At 50.3% G+C, this 19733-nt stretch carries 12 protein-coding genes; 4 read left to right on the forward strand and 8 right to left on the reverse strand.

What is annotated here, in order from left to right; translation table 11 throughout:
- Nucleotides 1-74: 74 nt before the first annotated feature.
- The 5 genes from MJB10_RS17700 to MJB10_RS17720 all read right to left on the reverse strand — a co-directional run bounded on the left by MJB10_RS17700 (nucleotide 75) and on the right by MJB10_RS17720 (nucleotide 9371).
- Nucleotides 75-2438, reverse strand: a complete 2364-nt coding sequence (locus MJB10_RS17700; protein WP_314796797.1) for a helix-turn-helix domain-containing protein — start codon at nucleotides 2436-2438, stop codon at nucleotides 75-77.
- A 175-nt stretch (nucleotides 2439-2613) separates the two neighbouring features.
- On the reverse strand, nucleotides 2614-4809 hold the full coding sequence (locus MJB10_RS17705; protein WP_314796799.1) for a right-handed parallel beta-helix repeat-containing protein: 2196 nt from the start codon (nucleotides 4807-4809) through the stop codon (nucleotides 2614-2616).
- A gap of 13 nt (nucleotides 4810-4822) precedes the next feature.
- Nucleotides 4823-7441 (reverse strand): glycoside hydrolase family 95 protein, encoded by a 2619-nt coding sequence (locus tag MJB10_RS17710; protein WP_314796801.1) that lies wholly within the window; start codon nucleotides 7439-7441, stop codon nucleotides 4823-4825.
- 207 nt (nucleotides 7442-7648) lie between these two features.
- Complete coding sequence (locus tag MJB10_RS17715; RefSeq protein WP_314796803.1) at nucleotides 7649-8722, reverse strand: Gfo/Idh/MocA family protein; 1074 nt, start codon at nucleotides 8720-8722, stop codon at nucleotides 7649-7651.
- Between the two features lie 4 nt (nucleotides 8723-8726).
- On the reverse strand, nucleotides 8727-9371 hold the full coding sequence (locus MJB10_RS17720) for a cupin domain-containing protein (RefSeq protein WP_314796804.1): 645 nt from the start codon (nucleotides 9369-9371) through the stop codon (nucleotides 8727-8729).
- A gap of 140 nt (nucleotides 9372-9511) precedes the next feature.
- On the opposite strand from MJB10_RS17720, the gene MJB10_RS17725 reads away from it, so the two are divergent.
- Nucleotides 9512-10393: a helix-turn-helix domain-containing protein gene (locus MJB10_RS17725; RefSeq protein ID WP_314796805.1), complete on the forward strand. Its 882-nt coding sequence runs from the start codon at nucleotides 9512-9514 to the stop codon at nucleotides 10391-10393.
- Between the two features lie 59 nt (nucleotides 10394-10452).
- Here the strand turns inward: MJB10_RS17725 and MJB10_RS17730 are convergent, their stop codons facing one another.
- Nucleotides 10453-14154 (reverse strand): polysaccharide lyase 8 family protein, encoded by a 3702-nt coding sequence (locus MJB10_RS17730; protein WP_314796807.1) that lies wholly within the window; start codon nucleotides 14152-14154, stop codon nucleotides 10453-10455.
- Nucleotides 14155-14370: 216 nt separating this feature from the next.
- Entirely contained in the window at nucleotides 14371-15204 is an 834-nt protein-coding gene (locus MJB10_RS17735; protein WP_314796809.1) for a helix-turn-helix transcriptional regulator, read from the reverse strand.
- Nucleotides 15205-15329: 125 nt separating this feature from the next.
- On the opposite strand from MJB10_RS17735, the gene MJB10_RS17740 reads away from it, so the two are divergent.
- From MJB10_RS17740 to MJB10_RS17750, 3 genes are read left to right on the forward strand one after another with little or no spacing between them, the layout of a single operon-like run.
- Entirely contained in the window at nucleotides 15330-16325 is a 996-nt protein-coding gene (locus MJB10_RS17740; RefSeq protein WP_314796811.1) for a Gfo/Idh/MocA family protein, read from the forward strand.
- A gap of 27 nt (nucleotides 16326-16352) precedes the next feature.
- Nucleotides 16353-17303, forward strand: a complete 951-nt coding sequence (locus tag MJB10_RS17745) for an aldo/keto reductase (protein WP_314796813.1) — start codon at nucleotides 16353-16355, stop codon at nucleotides 17301-17303.
- A gap of 46 nt (nucleotides 17304-17349) precedes the next feature.
- A complete protein-coding gene (locus tag MJB10_RS17750) occupies nucleotides 17350-18750 on the forward strand; it encodes a family 43 glycosylhydrolase (protein WP_314796815.1) in 1401 nt (466 codons plus the stop codon).
- A gap of 142 nt (nucleotides 18751-18892) precedes the next feature.
- Here MJB10_RS17750 and MJB10_RS17755 read toward each other — a convergent pair whose 3' ends face one another.
- Nucleotides 18893-19723, reverse strand: a complete 831-nt coding sequence (locus MJB10_RS17755; protein WP_314796817.1) for an amidohydrolase family protein — start codon at nucleotides 19721-19723, stop codon at nucleotides 18893-18895.
- Between the last annotated feature and the right edge of the window lie 10 nt (nucleotides 19724-19733).

A 19733-nucleotide genomic window follows, 5' to 3' on the forward strand; every position in this document is an offset into this window, starting at 1 on the left:
TACTATTGCAAAAAACCACGTTCAAAATCAAAAAAGGATGATCCATTTCTGAAATGAACGTGGTTAATCACAGATTATTGCTTGACTGTCCGGTACTTTCCAGGCGGGATGTTCTCCATTTTCTTAAAGCTTCGGATGAAGCTTCTTACGTCAGCGAAGCCTACCATGGTTGAAATGTCTTGGATGGTTTCATTCGTCTCAAGCAATAAACGTTTCGCATGTTCGAGTCGCAGCGTGCCAATGAAATCCAATATACCTTGCCCCGTTTCGTTCTTGAAAATTCCGGACAAGTAGTAGGGGGACAATTCAAACTTATCTCCGATAAGCGTAATCGTAATATTCGGATTCGTATATTCCCCTTCAATAAAAAGCTTTAACTCCCCTACTAGCTTCGAATGTGTCGTGTCCTTGGTTGTCTGAATGAAGCTCGCAGCCTTCTCCAGCATTTCGAGCGTGTCCTGCTTCATCCTGTTACGATCCTGAAGTAGATCCAATGGCTTACTTGCAATGAGCTCATCGATAAAGTCGTTTGCTTTCGTGCTGCCAGCTTCCGTCACAGCTCGTACGACTGTGCCGATCAGATTATAACGCAAAAATTTAGAGATGCTTACGGAGCCTAGCCCTTCTCCTTCATTGCGCTGAAACAAATCCTCGATAATGCTGTGCAAGCCCGGAATATCCGTAGCCTGGATGGAATTGATGATCTGCTGCTCCACGTATAAGGGAAAATAGTATTTATAATGCAGACCAAACTTATTGGAATCGTTAACCTCATTATACTCGACAATCTCGTTTTTCCCGGTAACGATCCGATATTCAAGAGCATCCAGCGTTTCCTGATAGCACGTCGGAATTTGGTCGAAGCCCTGGTGAATTCCGCTGATGGCAATCGAAAGCTCCGTTTTAAATTTTAGTCTCAGAATATCTCTTGTCCGCGAACTGATGGCGTACATCTCTTCTTTGCGAACGTCGTTGGTGCCCTCCTTGAAATTAATCAGACAAGCGACCATCCCATCAATGGCTGCAGCATAGCCGATGTGCTTCTGGCCTGCCAACTCCTCTGAGATATTCTGGATCACAAACTGAAGAAGTTCAGGACTTGGCCGCTTGGCGTCATGCTCTTCAGCGCCGTCTCCGTCGTCCAAACCGTACAGGATAATCCCGAACGTATCGGAAGGAAACTCGATGCCGAACTCGCGCATACCCTCATAGAGATGGATCCCTTTACCCGGCAAGCCCTTCAGCACTTTGCTTAAATAATTCGAGCGAAGCACTTGTTTCTGCCGAAATACCAGATGATTTGCCTCGTCGTGCTCATTCATGATATGCGTCATCGCATCGCGGATCATCGCGTATTCGTCCCGATCCCCCGTATTCTCAATCTTCTGCCGTGATGTTAAGAATTTGATCAGCTGATCGATGGAGGAATAATTGCGCTTCATCAAATAGATGGAAAGAATGCCCCCTCCTAACAAGCAGATAACAATGCTAAGTAGGTTTAACACCTGTATAAATCGGGTCTTTTGATAAAACAAATCCGTTCGAGTGAGCATCGAGTAAGTGAGATCCTCAAATACCGAAGACTTCTGGTAAGCGATCACGTAGCTGCCCATCTTGTCTTGAAACGTCGTCATCCCTTGCTGCCCGGTCAGTTTCTCTTCAGGCGGCAATGCTTGATTGTCACCAGCGCCGAATGACAGTACGAAGGACTGAGAAGGGTCTGTCAGGAGGAGCCTTGAATCCTGAAGAATCTTGCTACTCTGGACATTGTTCAGCAGGGCATTCGTATTGATTCTGAAGATCGCGATGGTATCCGGCCGATTAACACCGGCTGTTGAAACCGTTCTCGCATAATAAATCATGGGGCTACCGGCTGTATTCTTCACCTCGAAGTTATACAACGCGCGGAACTTTACAGAGGAGAGCATCTTTTCCCATTGTGCGGGTAATAATCCGTCGTAATTGTCCATTGTTCGGGTAATATCCGTCTTCGTATAAATTTCAGTTTGCTTGACGACATACCCATTATTCGGAAAATACAAATAAATCGCATCAATGTACGTTCTTCCGGCTTCAAAGGCCCCGAGATCTTTAGCCGTTGTTATCAGATTGACGCGCTCCTCTGCATTCAGCTCTGTCTTCGCATTGCGCAAATAAGACACCGTACTTCGTTTTGCAATTTCCCCACTAATCTGATCCATATCCTTGAGTCGCGCTTCCACCGCTTCCCGAACTTGAGTCGCGATCGCATCGTTGGCTCGGTTGGTTTCGGTCTTCAACAGATCAATCGCATAGAGGGAAACCACGATACTGATGGCAATCGGCAGCAACAGGATGACATAATAGGATGCTAGCCATTTTCTCGCCACGCTGTTTTTGTTGAACAGCAGGTGTAAGGAACTATGTAAGCGCATTACAAAGTTGAATACTATTTTCATCGTCCACAGCTCCAAAGTAAGAAATTTGGGTTACGAAATAAGGTTAATTCTTACTCTATAGATGACAACAATGATCTGTCAACGCTCTTCTTCATGAACAGTTTCTTAAATCGATGAACAATATTTCAGGAGACATAAAGAAAACCACCCGGTAGAGACCGGATGGCTAATATTGCTATTCTACTTGTACACGTTTTTCCCGTTCCATCGGCTTCTCCCTTACTCCCATAGCTTCTAAAATAGGCCAACTTGCCCGATTTTCGCTCGCATACAGGCCGATCTTCTCGACCGGAATCGGTATGAAGCCGAGTTCGAGTGCTGGGCTTCCCTCTAGTAGTCGGTAGTCATCCTGTTCTGCATTTACAAACCCGGGGTCCGCTACAACACTATTGGCATCGTGTCCCATGGACTTCCATGCTTGCCAGGAGTTGTGATCAGCCCGCGTGGAGTAGTCTTCATCCCGAGCTAAAATTTTGATGAACGGTTCCGCTCCATCGGTTGCAGCTGTTTCAGTTCCGTAAACCACGTTGTGGTCGAACACATTCCCCTTGTCCATCAAGTTGTCGTAATCGCGAATGCAGAACTTGTAGACGGAGGAACTTGCTTGCTTCGAGCCGATAATATTCCGAACATATTGGGTATTGGTCAAGGAAAGTCCCGTAGTTCCATGTGTCCGATATTCATCGTCCGGCTTCCAGCCGAGCACGAAGACGGACTCCTCCCTCGTCTCGAGGAACATATTGTTCTCAATCACATTATCCTTGCCCGAATGCACGTACATACCAGCTCCCGGCGTCCGGAATGTAATATTTCCACGCACCTCGATACCGCTCGTATAATCGTCCAGATAAATACCGAACGCGAAGGCGGGAGAACGCCATACACCTCGGACTCGCTGATAACCGATTACATCGTGGATCAGGTTGTATTCGATCTTCGTCCCGTTCATCGTCCAGTCGCGGTCGCACGTGTTGATGGCGCCTGTATCACATGTTTCGACATTTACGTGACGAATATGGTTATATTCGATCTGATTATCATTGCCACGGCTCCAGATCCCCCACCTAGGACCGTCGTGGATATAGTTATGGGCAACCCGGATACCGATTCCGATGGCAGCAACACCGGCTACTCCTTTGTGAATGACGCCGACATGATGAATGTAATTATTTTCTACGACATTATCGGATGACGCCTTAGTTATTGCAAAAGTGGTAATATAGCCGCCAGAAATATAAACCCCATGACTTCCCGTTTCATAAATATCACAGCCCAGCACCTGACACTGAACGCCTTGCAGCACCGTAACACCTGGACCACCTGTGCCACGAACGACGCAGCCTTCCAATCGAATACCTTTGGCGCGTTTGACGAACAGCGCCGTGCCGTCGCAGCCCTCCAGGGTAAGTCCCTTGAAGCTTAGATAACCTTCCTGGACCGAAAATTGTTGGCGGGATTTCATCAGATAGCCGCCGCGATCCTGCCAATCAATTTTTTCCACATAGATGTCCTCTTCTTGATCGAACTCGCTGCGGATTTCGATGATATTCTTGACAAGCGGAATCGAAACCGCAAGCTGATCCAGCGGTATATGCGCTGGAGGAATGAACATGACACGCTGCTTCTCTTCATCCAGGTACCATTCGCCGGGTGTGCTGAGCTCCTCCTTGACGCTCTGGAAGTAGAACCGATCCCCAGGGTAAATCTCATAAATCACCGGTTTCTGGAGAACAACTTCTCCCGTCTCCGGATCGTAACTCTTCAGCTTCACGATGCTGTTATACCAGTTATGCCGCGGGAAGATGAATAGCTCGACCTCCTCAAGCTGGCTCCAGCCTTGCAAGCGAGGATCCTTGCAGATGAAGCGATCCTTCGCGCCCATTCCCTTTTGATGAGGCTCCGTAACAGGCCCATCTACGTATAGCCAGCCGCCTCCATATGGATTATCCGCATCGAATTTGGGATAACGCGCTTTGCGCATCCGCTCGCCGTTACAGAATAATTGATCGAACGCGATGTGGTCGAGTCCAAGTTTACTCAGATCATATTCGAGCATGCCGTTCTCACCGATCTGAGGTTCGTGAAGCAAACAGCCGCCGACAAGCACGACTTCCCCGTCACCTGCCGCACGGAAGGTCACAGGAGAATCTTCCATTGCCAAGTCTTGTTGGTCAAAATGAATCGTCTCCCGCACTTCGTACCTTCCCGCATGGAGGATGACCTCGATCGGCCCAGTTACCGCTCCGGAAGCTCGCAGATCCCGGATTCGGTTTCGTGCTCCAGCAAGGCTGGCCAGCGGCCCCTCTGCGGAGTGATCGTTGCCGTTTGGCTGAACATGAAGCGTCAACTTGTTTTGTAGTATCGTTGTCATTGGTATTCTCCTTCTAAGTCAGATTAATCTGTGCGATTTGATAGCGGTACCGCTCCATATAGAGCTCTGAAGCGTGATGGATGGCGCACAGCACTCCATCGCTTTCTCCCGTGCCGTCCGGGAACAGTGCGGTAACCTTGTACGTCGCACGTTCGCAGCTCGAGAAGTCAAACAGCGAATCCTGGAACGAGGTGTCCGTTACATTCGCAGCGATAAGCTCGTAATGTGGCATTTGATCCACTGCACGGTATATGTTGTAGAGGCATCCCGCTTCTCCGCTCCATTCGAGCCCCAGCGTATGACGGTCCACCTGCAACTCCTTGGGAGCAGGCGCTCGGCGAAAGAGGGCCATTCCAGTTAAGGTATAGTGGCCGCCTGCCTCCGTGTCGAACGTGATATTTCCCGGGGAATCTACCGTATAGGCAATCGGGAGATGTTCCTCCGCGATCAACTGTGCGTTATCAATACCGGGGTAAGCAAGACGGCAAATCCCTCCGCTGCCAGACACAATCTCAATCCGTGTTGCGGTCCCGCTTCTCCATTCAACCGAAACTTCGAAGTTTCCGCGGGCAACGAGCCCGCGAAATGCTCCGCTGCTCCACGCTTGCGGAAGTGAGGGAAGCACAGCGATATATGTCTCGTGGCTCTGCAGCAGCATCTCCGCTACACCGGCAGTTCCTCCGAAATTACCGTCGATCTGAAAAGGCGGGTGCGCATCCCACAAATTGGGCAATGTCTGCTGTTCGAGCAGATTGCGGAATAAACGATAGGCGCGATCCCCATCTCCAGTTCGGGCCCATAGGTTCAACCGATGGGCAAGCGCCCAGCCGGTCGACTCATCCCCCCGCTCATTTAGCGTGATGCGGGCGGCATCCAACCAGGCCGGGGTATCGTGCGAGATCAACGTTCCCGGGTAAAGCGCGACGAGCTGAGAGATGTGGCGATGGCGATATTCGCCGAATTCCCCATACAAGTTTTCCTCCGAATATTCCTTCACCTGACCGGACCAGCCGATCTCAACGGGGTTGTACCGTCCTAGCTGCTTGCTCTGTACATCAAGCGCAGGATCCTCCGTGAGGCCGAGCCGCTCAGCTGCTCGGAGCAAGTCGGCTCCATTCTCATGAATCATTTGCTGATCGAAGGCGCAGCCGACCGTGTGATAGTATTGGTGTGGCTTTTCCGTTCTCCACCTGCCGAAGATCAGCTGCTCCGGAGAGGCGGAGAATGATGCCAGGTACTGACCGTCATAATCCCGTGCCGTCTTGGTAAGGAACCGGCTCATGCTTAGCAGAGCGGGGTACGTGACCTTCCGAAGCACTTGCTCGTCCCGGGTAAAATCGTAATAATCCCAGAACAACTTCGTGGTAAGTCCCCCAGTTCCCGGACCCGAATGCCCACCAGGACCGGTGATCATGTAAGCATAGCTTGCCGTTCCGATTGTCCAGCCGCAAGCGCCCGGCTCATCGGTGGCATTTTCCGGATTGTGCTCGTGGATGTACCTGCTTGCCAATTGTTCTGCTTTCGGTCGGAACGCAGCGTTAAAGTCCACATAAGCCTGAAAGGTCTCCTTCAGGTTCGTGCTGAAGGCATGCCAATAGTTCATCTGAACATTAATATTGTGCCAATATCCACTTCCCCATGGCGAAATATCATGCACATTCCAGACGCCTTGCAGATTAGCAGGAAGCGTCCCTGGTCGGGAACAACTGATGAGCAGATAGCGACCGTACTGAAAATATAGCTCCTCCAGGTACGGGATTGACTCTCCTCGTCTGTATCGCTGCAGCAGCACATCCGTCGGCTCTTGCGGCGCAGCGCCTTCAATTGAGAAGGCGACTCGGTCGAACAATTCCCGATAGTCGGCGATATGTCTCGAACGGAGCTGCTTATACCCAATCAAGTCAGCCTGCTCCAGGATACGGGCAACTTCGCGATGTGGATCGATATCGGGAATCTTCTTCTTCGGATCCTCTTCCAGAAAAATATGGCTATCGAGCTTATAATTCGTTCCGACAGCTACCAATAAAAGTGCGGTATCGGCACCGATTACCCGAATGGCCCCTTGTTCTTCAAGCATGGCGCCCGACGGTGCAATTACTTTGATCTGCCCCTCAAACCGGGTGTTGTAGTAGTGCATACGGCCGCGTAATATCAGCGTATCGTCTTGCGCGATGACTTCTCCCGACTTGCCGCCGCCGTCCCCCGGTGTCTTGGCGTAATCCTTGCAATAAGGAATCTCAGGCCGCACGACGAACGATAGGGCGCCAGGCTTCGAAGCCGATAGCTTCATCACGATGATCTGGTCGGGATATGAGGCGAAATATTCCCGTTCATACCGGACGCCATTATGCTGGTATCGACAGTAGGCGATAGCATCGTTCAGGGACAAGCCCCGTTCATAATCCGATGCGTCTTCATGACCGAATTCCAGATACAACTCGGCAAAATTGTTCAACCCGCCAAGATTACCCGGGTTGACTAGCGTATTATCGGTAATCTGGATACGCTCACGACGAGGAATACCGAACACATTGGCTCCCATATAGCCGTTGCCGATGGGCAACGATTCTTTCTCCCAGCCCTCAGTGGAATCCTCTGCCGGCGTGAGATAGGAAAGTACCAGGTTTTTCATTGCAGCTTCGACTTCCTTTCTTCCAGGTTCTACTCATTTAGGATACATAGCTTATGACCCTTGAGAAACGAACAGTTTTGCAGAAAAGTTAGCAATTTTGAGAATCCACTGAATAAACCAAATAGCCAGGGCTGCTCGCCCTGGCTACTGAGTAAATTGGAACTATCGTTGGTTGGTCAAGAACTGCTTGCCGTAACTTACAAATGCTTACCTTCCGGGAGTCCAGTTCGTGGATACTGCTGATCTAGCTCGCTCGAGCATCTCCTGTACCTTCACTGGCGAGCCTGTTCTGCTGCTCTCGATGGCGGCGAAAATGAGGGCAACCGATTGCAAGTTATCCTCGACATTCGTCGCCATTGGCGGTCCGCCGTCCAGCCATTCCACAAACTGTTCGATCAACCAAGCATGGCCCCACTTGTTTTGTTGGAGAAGGGGGATCTGCTCTGCCTGGCCTCCGCCACCGTAGGCGTATTTCTCGATCTCCTTGTGACTCATGATCAGCGTCGAATGCTCGCACTCCGCGCGAATATATTCGTTGCTCCAGCCGTTCAGCGTGACCGCGTTCGATTTGGCTCCCTCGTATACAGCCTTGGTTCCGTTTGTCATCGTCATATGCACGAGTCCCTGGGAATCGCCAGCGAACTCCCCCCAGGGCGGATTCCAGGTTTGCGCGTAGATCGTATCGCAGACATAGCCCGTCAGATCGGCCAATATATCCAGGTGATGAACGGCCCCTTCCACCATGAGCGTATCCGGAATTTCGTGACGGAATTTACCCCAGGAGCCGAAACGGCGACAGTCCACTGTGAATCGGCACATCAGGTAATCAAGCCGACCGTGCCGTCCCGATTGCAGTTCATGGCGCAGCGTCGTCTTGTCCTGAGCGAAGCGGTGGCTCATGGTTACGCCCATTTTCTTCCCGGCGCTTCGCACTTTCTCTACGATTCGAATGGAACCCTCCAGTGTGTCGGCGATCGGCTTCTCCGACAAGATATGCATATCGTGTTGCAAGGCCAAGTCTACGACTTGTTCATGGAAAGCCGGCGGCACGACAATCGTGCAGAAATCCGCCTTCGTCTCCGCAAATGCCTTCTTGATATCCGCATAGCATTGATCGTCGCGCAGCCCCAGACCCGACTTTGCGTTCTGCAAGGCGTCCGGATTCAGGTCAACTGCAGCAACCACCTCAATCAACCCGTCTTTCACATTGGCCGGCAGGAAGCTTGTACACCACTGCTTTCCGAACCCTCCCGCCCCAACCTGGATTACCTTGTACGTCATTTCGTTATCTCCTCTCGATTACCGGTTCAGCTTTTCCGTGCGTATGCTCCCACAGATGACCTTTGCGCTTCAAGCCTTCCAGGGTCGTCTCGAAATAAACGGCAGTAACGGGCTCGAGCACGATCGGAAAATCGTGATGAAAACCGCGACCCGTCGCTATGCAATCTCCTACTTGAACCCCATAGTGAATGTCTTCGGATACTGCGATTCCGTGCCCCTCTACCACAATCCAATACTCATCGCAATCGTGGTAATGACGATCGAAGCTGGTTTCCTTAGGATACGTCACGGTGTCGCCTTGGTCCCTCGGCTCTTGAGCCCGGATTGCACGGAATACACCGCTGCCGCCAAGCTCTTCTCCCCAATGTCCGCACAGGCGAACTATAGTGGTAGGCTGTAGGACTTTCTCCACCTTCCAGCTATCTTCCCCCAGGTTCAGTTCGAACTGCGACCGCTCTCCCGCATCCATCTTTCTCTCGCAGGCAACGACAACACATTGGCCGGATGTCACGATGAGCTTTTCCTTCGGGGATACACGCTCCGCCGAATGCTCCTGACCCGGCTTGAGCCGAATAATCTCGAACTGCTCCAATTCACACCAGGCCGGCGATTGCCCGGGACCGCTTCGAAACGTTGGCAAACCTTTCATCTCCTCTACAGTGTAATCACTTCCTGTATTGAGTATAGGGAATCCCTAATTCCGTTTGAATACGTCGAATCGTAATTTCCATACATGATTTTCAGGTTATTGAAGATCATGTATACTGGATCCAGAGAGGAGCGAGGACGATGCGGAATCAAGTGATCATGCCCTTCGATAGCCTACTGATGGTTAAGGACATCGGATACGGCAAGTCGACGGTTGCCTGGACCCATCCTGACCGTTTGCTTGATTTTCATGTTTTTCTATATATCACAAGCGGTCGATTTCAGGTGATAGAGGATGGTGTGGAGTACGTTCTGAACGAAGGGGATACCTTTTTCCTGCATAAGGGACTGCATCATTGGGGGACTCCCGGCGTAACGCTGCCTGGAACGTCTTGGTATTGGATTCATTTCAGGGACGAGATCGATCCCCTACAATCATTCCAACAAGAGAAGAGCGCTTTCAGCTGCGAACATGCGGGCACCCCGCTTATGCCTGAGCAATACAAGGAACGGATCCTGTTACCCAAGCGGCTGCAGCCCTCCTCTCCCATGCACATTCGCAGCAAGCTAAAGCTGCTGCTTGAGCTGTATCATTCGCCGGCAAGCTGCAGACCGTTGCTGCTATCGCTTCGAACGGCTGAATTGTTCATCGAGCTATATCAGGAATCGGGTCAAGCAGAGCACGCATCGAAAGCCACGGCGACGGTTAGCAAGATTCTTGCTTATCTTGAAGCCTGTAACCTAAGCAGCAAATTCAATGCCCAAGCGTTAGCCGAGCATATGAACATGAATTACGGTTACTTAAGCACTCTCTTCACCAAGAAAGTCGGGGTCAGCATCCACACCTATTTCACTCGAATGCGCATTCATCAAGCGATGGAGCTGCTCAAGCAGCCAGCCTACAATATATCGGAAGTAAGTTTCCAACTTGGATTCTCCAGCCCCTACCATTTCAGCCACATGTTCAAGAAGACGTGCGGGCTTAGCCCTTCGCAATACCTTGTAGAAATTTATCGCTCTTGATTGAAAAAGACCTTCAAGGTTCATAACGAACCCTGAAGGTCTCTATTTATTGCATCATCTTAATACCCGAAACTAGCTTGCAAAGTTTGCCCGAATGTCCCGTCCACGTTCACTTTCAGCTGAATCGTTGGACTCATCTGCAGAACCTGAATACGGGCATCGGATGAGATTACAGAAGTAGCCGCCCTGTTAATCGTCAGCGTAATATAGCCATCGCTGGCCGCACCGTTCTTGACGTTATCCTGAGTCGGATCGCTTATGCCGACCGAGATGCCCGTGGACGTCTCGTGGGTGACGACGGACGCTTTTTTGGTAGAAGTCAAGAAGTTCGCTCCACTCACCTGAAGGGTCGCGGTGTTATCCGTCCAGAAGTTAGCCCCGACTACATTCTGTGTTGTTTCCTTGACGGCATGAATGGTTGCATCCTGTTGCAGAATCGTAATATCCGGACTTACTGCGTAGCTGCTCACTTGAGCAGACGTGCGTCCAGGAAGGAGCACATATTGATAACTTCCTGCAGTCGGATTGACGCCATGATCGAACCATATGGTCAAGAATTTATTCGTATACGAGGTTGTGTAGCTAGCGTCAGTGCCTGATCCGATATCACTAAATTTACCGGTACGAGCTTCCCGCTTGAGATTCAAGTTAGCCCCTCCCGGGAAAAAGTAGCCAATCTGCGCACCGGAGTTTGAGTTGGACAAGTGTGCCCAGCTTGCTCCCGTTACCGAACCGGTCGCTCCAAGTGTCCCCACCTTGGCTACATTATCGACTAGGAATTGCTCGGTTCCCGCACTGCTGAGTTTGCGGTTCTCCACGATGGTCTCCACGGTCCGATTATCAGTAGCCGTGATCCCGGTGCCCATTGCTACAATCTCGTTATCGAACAAGAACCACGACTTCTTGGCAGCAAGCGACTGGCTGTTCGTCTTCAAATCCATCCCGACAGCACCATACACTTGATCCACTTCGGCTCCGCCCGCCCAGCTCTGGGTACCGTATCCACTTCTGTCACTCGGGAGCAGTGTAATTTTCAAATAATTAAAGCCTGAGCTTGAAATGGAATTTAGCGGCGTAAACACGGCGTGCGTCCAGCCGTTGGTTGTCCCTGCATTTGTTATTTTGTACGGAATGTTCGTCGCGGAGCCGAACGTAGAGCCTCCATACAATCGAATCCGGTTGTAATTGCTGAAACCGGTGTAGTAGAAATCGATCGAGAAGTCCGTCATTCCGTTTACATTATACGTAATTGTCTCGTTGGAGTCCGTCGTTCTGACTAGTCGAGCCGCATCGTTGTTCATGTTCGCAGCGTTCTGCGTATCGATTGTGAACCGGGACGATGTCAAATTATAGATTTTCGATGTGTCGTTGAGGGGATCTACGAACGTACCGCTAGTGCCAGTAATCGACACATTGCCAATTTGTGGCGAATAGCTATCGTCACTCTTATGCTGCTGAACCGTTGTCCCTGGCAAGCGAGTCGGATCGATTGTCGCCCAGTATCCACCCTCGAACTGGCTATCGTCTGCGTTATGAAGCGAAGTCCGGCCATCCGAAGTATGCCATGCCGATATATTCTCATTGTTGATGGATTCATAGTTTTTCGTTCGGTCCGAATGCATCGCGATATCAAAGCTATAGGTCGATTGACGTTGAACCGCTCGATCCATGCCGCTAAACACGTTAAAGAAGCTGCTCGGTTGCAATGTTGTTACAGACGTATCATTCATGATCTGCTTATAGTCCGCATACTGAGACAGCGGCGGGAGATAGTCGCTATATTGCGAAGCGATATATTTGATCAGACTTTTCAGGTATACCTGATCTGAAGCCTTCGCAAATTGTATAGCGTTTAGTGCCGTTGTGATCAAGAATCTCGCTTGGTCAGTGGACGTGGGTCGAGAAATGTACCGCCCGGTCAAGTTATCGTCGTATCGTGCATGATAGAGAAAGGGCTCGAAGGCATTCTTAATCCAGCTCACCGGAGCATACTTGTTCGGATCCACAATCTCCCATGGAGAGCCCTCGAATAAGAAGGTCCCACTAACAGGATCGTCGAGAGAGGCGGTGCCATAACCGAACGTGTAAGGTACGCCGTCGTGGAACAGGAACGATCCGTCTTCCGCGAAGCCGTTCTTACTCGAATCAACATACAGATACAGGGAAGCAAGCGCACCTGTCCCCAGCTTGATTCGCGCATGATCTTTGATCAATATTCCACATTTGGAAGTTATTTTGGCTGCCATTGCAAGGTTAGCGCCATCCGATACATAGGTTGCATTCACACTGAAACCCAAGCTTTGCGGGGTCGGCAAGAAATGGAGGATCGCCGAAACATTGCTCGCGATTTGATTGCTAGTCAGATCGTTATACATCAGAACGAGCAGATCTGTAAGGTAGAGGGGCACACCAAGCTCCCACGAGAACCAGTTGTTATCGGTCGTCTTCGGAGCGAAAGGCCGTTGATCGTTATACCAACCATGGCTCTGCAGCCAATCCATAGCTGAAATGATGTCAGAACGCAGCTGTGTATTGTGATAATAAGTCCCGCCGACGGTTTGATAGGCTACAGCCATTTTCAATAATCTTGAATACGTGTTCGTCACGTTCTCGCTGTACGTATCGTTCGGATAGTCCGAGAAAATATACGTACGGGTCGCCGACTTATCCATTGCGTTCCACCAGGTTAATGCAGATGAATCACGGCTCGCTATCAACGTTTGGACATTGGCATCCGAGGTGTCATAGCCGTTCCCCACTACGGAGTTATACCATTTCGTACGAATCGAATCGTAGCTAGCGGAGGAAGGAAGCGCCACTCCAGTAACCTTCACATCATCCAGATTGAATCGATACATACTGGTCAACCCGGTGCCGGTAGCCATAAATCGGAGAAGCACGTTGGATTGGTTGGATACTGAGTCAGGAAAAGCAACATTAGTCGTTGTAATCGACGATTGTGAGGTGGCGAGCTGATAGAAGTCAGTCCAATGTGCTCCCCCGTCAATCGAATACGATGCTGTCATCTGTGTGCCGCTAGGCATACTGCTATATGTCCAAGCTTTGAAACTAATGGCAACATATTCATACCCGGTCGTAGTCAAGGTATGGGTCATCGTGGCATTGTTCGCGCCCAGGAAAGCGTAACCTCCGGTTGAATACCCTGCAGTCGTGGAGCCCCAATTGGAAGACAGCGTATTCGTCGCAAACGTATCGTTAAACAGCGTTACGGATGTGATCGCGGTCCCCGTTACGACAACATTGTCGACATTGAAACGGTACGTGCTAGTAAGGGAACTTCCCGTAGCGCGAAAACGGAGCAGCAACGCACTTTGGTTGGCTGCAAAGGCCGGCAGCAGGAACTGTACGGTTGTGATCGCGGGCTCAGATGTGGTTATTTGCTCCAATTGCGTCCAATTCTGCCCGTCGATCGACCACTCCGCATAGAACGCACTGTTAGCTGGCATGTCATTGTACGTATATCGATCATATTGCACGATCACGTCCTTGTAGCCGCGCGTATTGATGGACGTCTTCAGAGAAGCATTGTTGGCTCCTAGAAATGCAGCCTGGTTAGTCGAGCTGTAACTAGCGCCGGAATTTGTCCAAACCGTCGAACTAATTCCCGAATCAAAGTTGTCAGAGAACAGGGTCGTCGCCGCGGCCACTGCTTGAGGCATAGGAAATACGGTAGTCAAGCAGGACAGCCCTACCAATAGTGCCAACATTGCTGTAAAAATTCGTTTCTTGAAAGCTTGCATTCATCATTCACCACTTTTCTTAAGATGGTAATTAAAAGTACTGTGACCTTCAAATAGACCTTCTACCCTCCTTCTTGATAACGCTTACAGTCTAATTACATTTCGAATTCTAACCCTGACTTATCAGATCGTCCATATGCCAAAATTAAAGATCGTGTAACAGAATTCAAAAAACGATGATTTATTGCTTCGGTCGTATACTGTATACGCTTCAATCTATATAAATTGCCGCCTATATTCATGAGGAGTCATCCCTTCCTGCATCCGAAAGCGCTTAATAAAATAGCTTGTGCTCATATAACCGCACTGTATCGCAATCTCTCCGACAGGAAGGTCTTTCCCCTCCAGCAGAAGCTGCTTGGCGAACCGGAGCCGGCACAAAGTTATGAAATCCATGGGAGTTCTTTGAGTCGCCTTTCGAAACATTCGACAGAAGTAATGGGTACCCATACCTACGCGATTCGCCCACTCTTCAAGTACGAACGGCTTGCATGCCTCATCCTGCATAGCCTGTAGCAGTCCCAGAATCTGATGCACCGCATCGCTTCCCCTGCTAGCCGCTAATGATTGGGAATGCATTGTAAATTCAGCGAGCACGCCATAGGTTAACATAGCCATACGTGCCGGATGAATCACACCACCCTTGTCCCCCTCATCGATCAAGTCATCAAAAGCACTCTTCATCCTATAATAGTTGCGATTGGTCCACAGAGGGAATTGTGCAAATCCCAACTCCGTTAAATGCTCTGCAAGCTGAGAGCCGTAGAAATGAACCCAATACACCTCCCATGGTTCATCCTTGCTTGATCCGTAAACCTGTGGCTGACCTGGAAAATATAAAAACGCATCCCCAGGTCTCAACACATAGGTCTTCCCATCCACTTTGGCATATCCGCGTCCTGCCGTTACGAGATGCAGGTTAAATTTGAGCAAAGCGCCTTGTGGGCGAACCACGGCATGCTCCGGAAAGTCATAGTAACGTCCCATAATATCTGGGAAGCAAAAAACAGGCTTCAAGCCCATATTGGGTACCGCTAGTTCTATTCTCATCTTTACCCCTCTATGTTCAAAATTGTTATATCCCAAGTCAAAATACTCTCATATACAATTATATAAGCCATTATTATAATGACAATATAAATATATTCATCCTATTAAAGATCGAAGGTGATTAGATGGAAACCAAGTTGCGCTGGGGAATACTTGGCAGCTCCATGATAGCCAGAATAGCGGTGATCCCGGCTATTCAAGCTTCCGAAACGGGTATTGTGAGAGCCGTCGCCAGCCGTTCAGAAGAAAAGGCAAAGCAGACCGCAGAAAAATTCGAAATTCCTTTTTACTATGGAAGTTATGAAGAACTGCTTGCAGATCCAGAAATTGATGCCGTCTATATTCCGCTGCCCAACCATCTCCACTACGAATGGACCATCCGGTCCGCTCAGGCGGGTAAGCATATCCTTTGCGAGAAGCCCCTAGCACTGAATTCCACCCAAGCCGGGAAAATGGTGGCTGCCTGCGAGGAAGCAGGCGTTCGGTTGTCGGAAGCCTTTATGTACCGATTCCATCCCCGTATTGAACGAATCCAAGAGATTATTCGATCCGGCGAGATCGGTGAGATCCGTGCTATGCACGGAAGCTTCACTTTTAATAATGCAGCCAAAGAAAGTGACATCCGGTTCCATGCCGATTGGGGCGGGGGCGGGTTATATGATGTTGGCTGTTATCCCCTTAGTGCAGCGAGACTGATCCTGGGGCAGGAGCCGGAAGCAGTGACCTGCCACGCCTTGTTCTCTCCTAATCATGGAGATGTCGATATGATGGCTTCCGGCCTAGTAGAATTCCCGGGGGGAGTCGCTCTTACCTTCGATTGCGGGATGTGGGCAGAATTCCGCCACACACTCGAAATTCTCGGTACGAAAGGCCGGATCGTGCTGCCTCAAGCCTTCCTGGCTGGGGACACAGCCCACAACTTCTTAGTTATTACCGGTAAAGAACAACGAGAGGAGCAACCTGATCCATGCAACCCTTATTTGTTGGAAGTTGATGATTTTGCCCGAAACGTAGCCAAGCTGCAAACGCCTCGTTTCCCTCCGCAGGATGCGATTTTAAATATGAGGCTGCTTGAAGCCTGTCTACGCTCAGCCAGGGAACGTAAACGGATTATTTTATGAGAAATCAGAATGAAAGGGGTTGTTACAATGGCACCAACGATGAGTTACATTCAAATAGAAGGAATTCACTTGCCTGTCCCACAATTAATACTGGGCTCTATGATGCTTAATATTGAAAATTACGATTACTCCTTTGGGCTCCTTGATGCGTATTATGCGAATGGGGGCAATGCCATTGACTTGGCCAAGGTTTACGGACCGAAGCCCACCCGTGCTGTGGGTGAATGGATGAAAGTGCGTGGAAACAGAGATAGGATGATATTAATAGGCAAGGGCGCACATCATGACGCAAACGGCCCTCGTATGAAACTGGAGCACATGGAGGAAGACCTAAATCTTCAGCTAGGTTGGCTTGATTCGGATTATTTCGACATCTTTATGCTGCATCGGGACGATCCGAACACGTCCGTCGGTTACATCCTGGAATCATTGGAGGCGCTTCTGGAGGCTGGGCTCTGCAGGGCAATCGGGGTTTCCAATTGGTCTACAGCACGTATTCAGGAAGCGAATGACTATTCGGCTGCCCATGGGTTGAGAGGCTTCGTCTGCAATAGCCCTAATCTCAGTCTGGCAAGAGCCAAAGAACCCCGGTGGCTTGGCTGCGTTTCCGTCGATGATGCCTATGCCAATTGGCATGAACAAACCCAACTCCCGCTCCTTTCTTGGACTTCTCAAGCGATTGGATTCTTTACCGGGCGCTACTCCCCAGATCTCCGGGACGAATCTGATATCGTCCGCGTCTATTACAGTGAAGAGAATTGGGAACGTTATCGCCGAGCCGCCACGCTTGCTGACGAGCGCGGAGTGAATGCTAACCATATAGCTCTCGCTTACGTCCTTCGCCAGCCATTCCCAACGTGTGCATTGATTGGTCCCAACAATCTAGATGAGCTTTCCTCCAGTATGGAAGCGCTCACCGTCTCTCTTTCCCCTAAAGAAATGCTTTGGCTGGATCTGAAGACTGAGCACCCTAATTGAGTACGAACACGACTTCATAACCATCCCTTTAGAAAGTAGGACAATCATGTGCCCTAGATCCCAAACAACGTATTGCAATCCAATCGCCATACCGAACTACCCCAAGGGCTATAACCAAGGAAGATACGGCAGTGATTTTCGCGAGTTGGCTGACCCAACCGTTATTTTCCATGATAACCAGTGGTACTTGTACCCTTCTTGCGGTATGGCATACGTGTCCAAGGATTTTGTAACATGGGAGCACCATCGGCTCTCACCGGAAGACATCGGCTATGCCCCGACCGTGGTTAAACACAAGGACAAATTTCTGTTAACCGCGATGGATAGGCCTCTATGGATGGCAGACCATCCCTTAGGCCCTTTTCACGAGGTTGGAACCTTCATCAAGCCCGATGGCACTCAAGTGAAAATGAAAGACCCGATGCTTTTTTCGGACGATGATGGAAAGTTATATGCGTATTGGGGCATTATCGATTATTTTGACCCGGGCTTTTGGGGAGCGGAATTGGATCAACAGGAGCCCTGGAAGCTCATTTCCGAGCCTGTATTGCTGGGTGGCTTCGACCCTGACCAGGAGTGGCAGCGATTCGGGGAATGGAACGAGGACCGGAATAAACGATGGCTGGAGGGCGTGTTTATGTTTAAAAAACAAGGCACCTATTACCTCACCTATGCTGCCCCCGGAACCCAATTCGGAACTTATGCGATGGGTGCGTTCCGCAGCCAAAGTCCGCTTGAAGGTTTTGTTGCGCAGGAAAATAATCCTTTCTTAATGAAGCGCTACGGTTTGGTACGAGGCACTGGACATGGCTGTGTTGTGGAAGGACCTAACGATACGATATGGGCCTTCTACACGTGCTGCACCGGCTATGAGCATGGTTTCGAGAGGCGGATTGGCTTCGATGCGGTAGGAATTGATGAAAACGGGAATTTATTCGTGAAGGAAGCTACGGAAATTCCGCAATGGGCGCCAGGTTACCTGCAGAAGCCCGAACTTGGTAACGGAGCCGGTTTGTTGCCTCTCACTTTCACCCGTAATCATACAGGATCCAGTTATAGGGAAGGAAGAAATCCGATCTATGCTTTGGATGACAGCATGCTCAGCTGGTGGCAGCCGTTGGAGAATGATCCCGACAAGTTTCTGGAAGTCAACCTTGAGAGCGATTTCCACATCCATGCAAGTCGGATCATCTGGAGAGACGTGGGGCTACACTACGAATCTGGCCGTTGTCCGGGACCTTTTGGCTACCGGATCGAGGCATGGAATACAGCGAATGAGGCGTGGACCTTGGTTCTTGATTGCTCCAACAACGCTATAGATTACCTGATCGATTACCGGATGTTTGAGCCTTTTGTCACCAAAAAAGTGCGGCTTAAGATCGTATCGAGCCCTATCGGGATTGAACCTGGCGTGATAAGTTTTACGGTTTTCGGAAGATCGGAATAAGCAAACTCGCAGATCATGCCGTGTAGTACTTCTTTCATGTGCCGGTTGACAACAACAGAAGCCGCTGCCTCGGGTTTCCATCGAGACAGCGGCCCATCACTTAACCATAATTGTTTCTGGATCAACATTATCTTCTGCTTTTTTAAGAAGACAGCCTTACCTTATAAACCTCTCGCGCATTGCCACTGCGAATGGCCTGCTGATCCTGCTTGGAGACGGCCCTGTCCAATAGTGATTCGAACAGACGCACAACATGCTCATAGCCGCCTCCGAGCAAAGCCACAGGCCAATCGCTTCCGAACAGCAGCCGCTTCGCACCGAATGAATGCAGCAAGTCATCTATGTACGGCTTCAGACGCTCGACCTGCTCCGCCGGGGAGGAGTCGCCTCCCGCTTGGGTAATCATTCCCGATAGCTTCACCCTAACCTCCGGCAGCTCGGCAAGCCGCCCAATCCCCTGGCGCCACAAGTCAGCTTCCCCTCGTAAGGGATTCCCCAGATGGTTCACTACTGCCTTTAGCTCCGGAACGCGGCGCAATCTCTCATAGACCGCCTCCAACTGCTCTGACCCAGCCAATACATCCAGGGTTAGTCCCGCCTGCTGCAACCGGCGAAGAGACTCCTCTACCTCCGACATTGCGAATGTATCGCCGTTAAATCGCAGACCTACGAAGCATTCGTGAGTGCTCAGTCGCTCCAGCTTGTCAGTGAAGTCCGCCGCTAGCGGATCAATACCGCCGACAACCCCTACGATACACGGGTTCCGGTCGGCTAGCCCGAGCAGAAACTCCGCCTCCTCCACCGTGAAGGCCGCTTGGACGGCTATGACCCCTTCAACACCTTGCGCCTGAAGCTCAGGGAGCAGCTGCTCGGGCAAATAATCCCGATACAGCCGCTCATTGCTTGGCTTCAGCCAGCCGTAGTCGCCGCGAGACGGCTTCCAGAAGTGAACATGGGTATCGATATATGTCACCGGATCGTCC

The sequence above is a fragment of the Paenibacillus sp. MBLB1832 genome (assembly GCF_032271945.1).
Taxonomy (GTDB): Bacteria; Bacillota; Bacilli; order Paenibacillales; family NBRC-103111; genus Paenibacillus_E; species Paenibacillus_E roseopurpureus.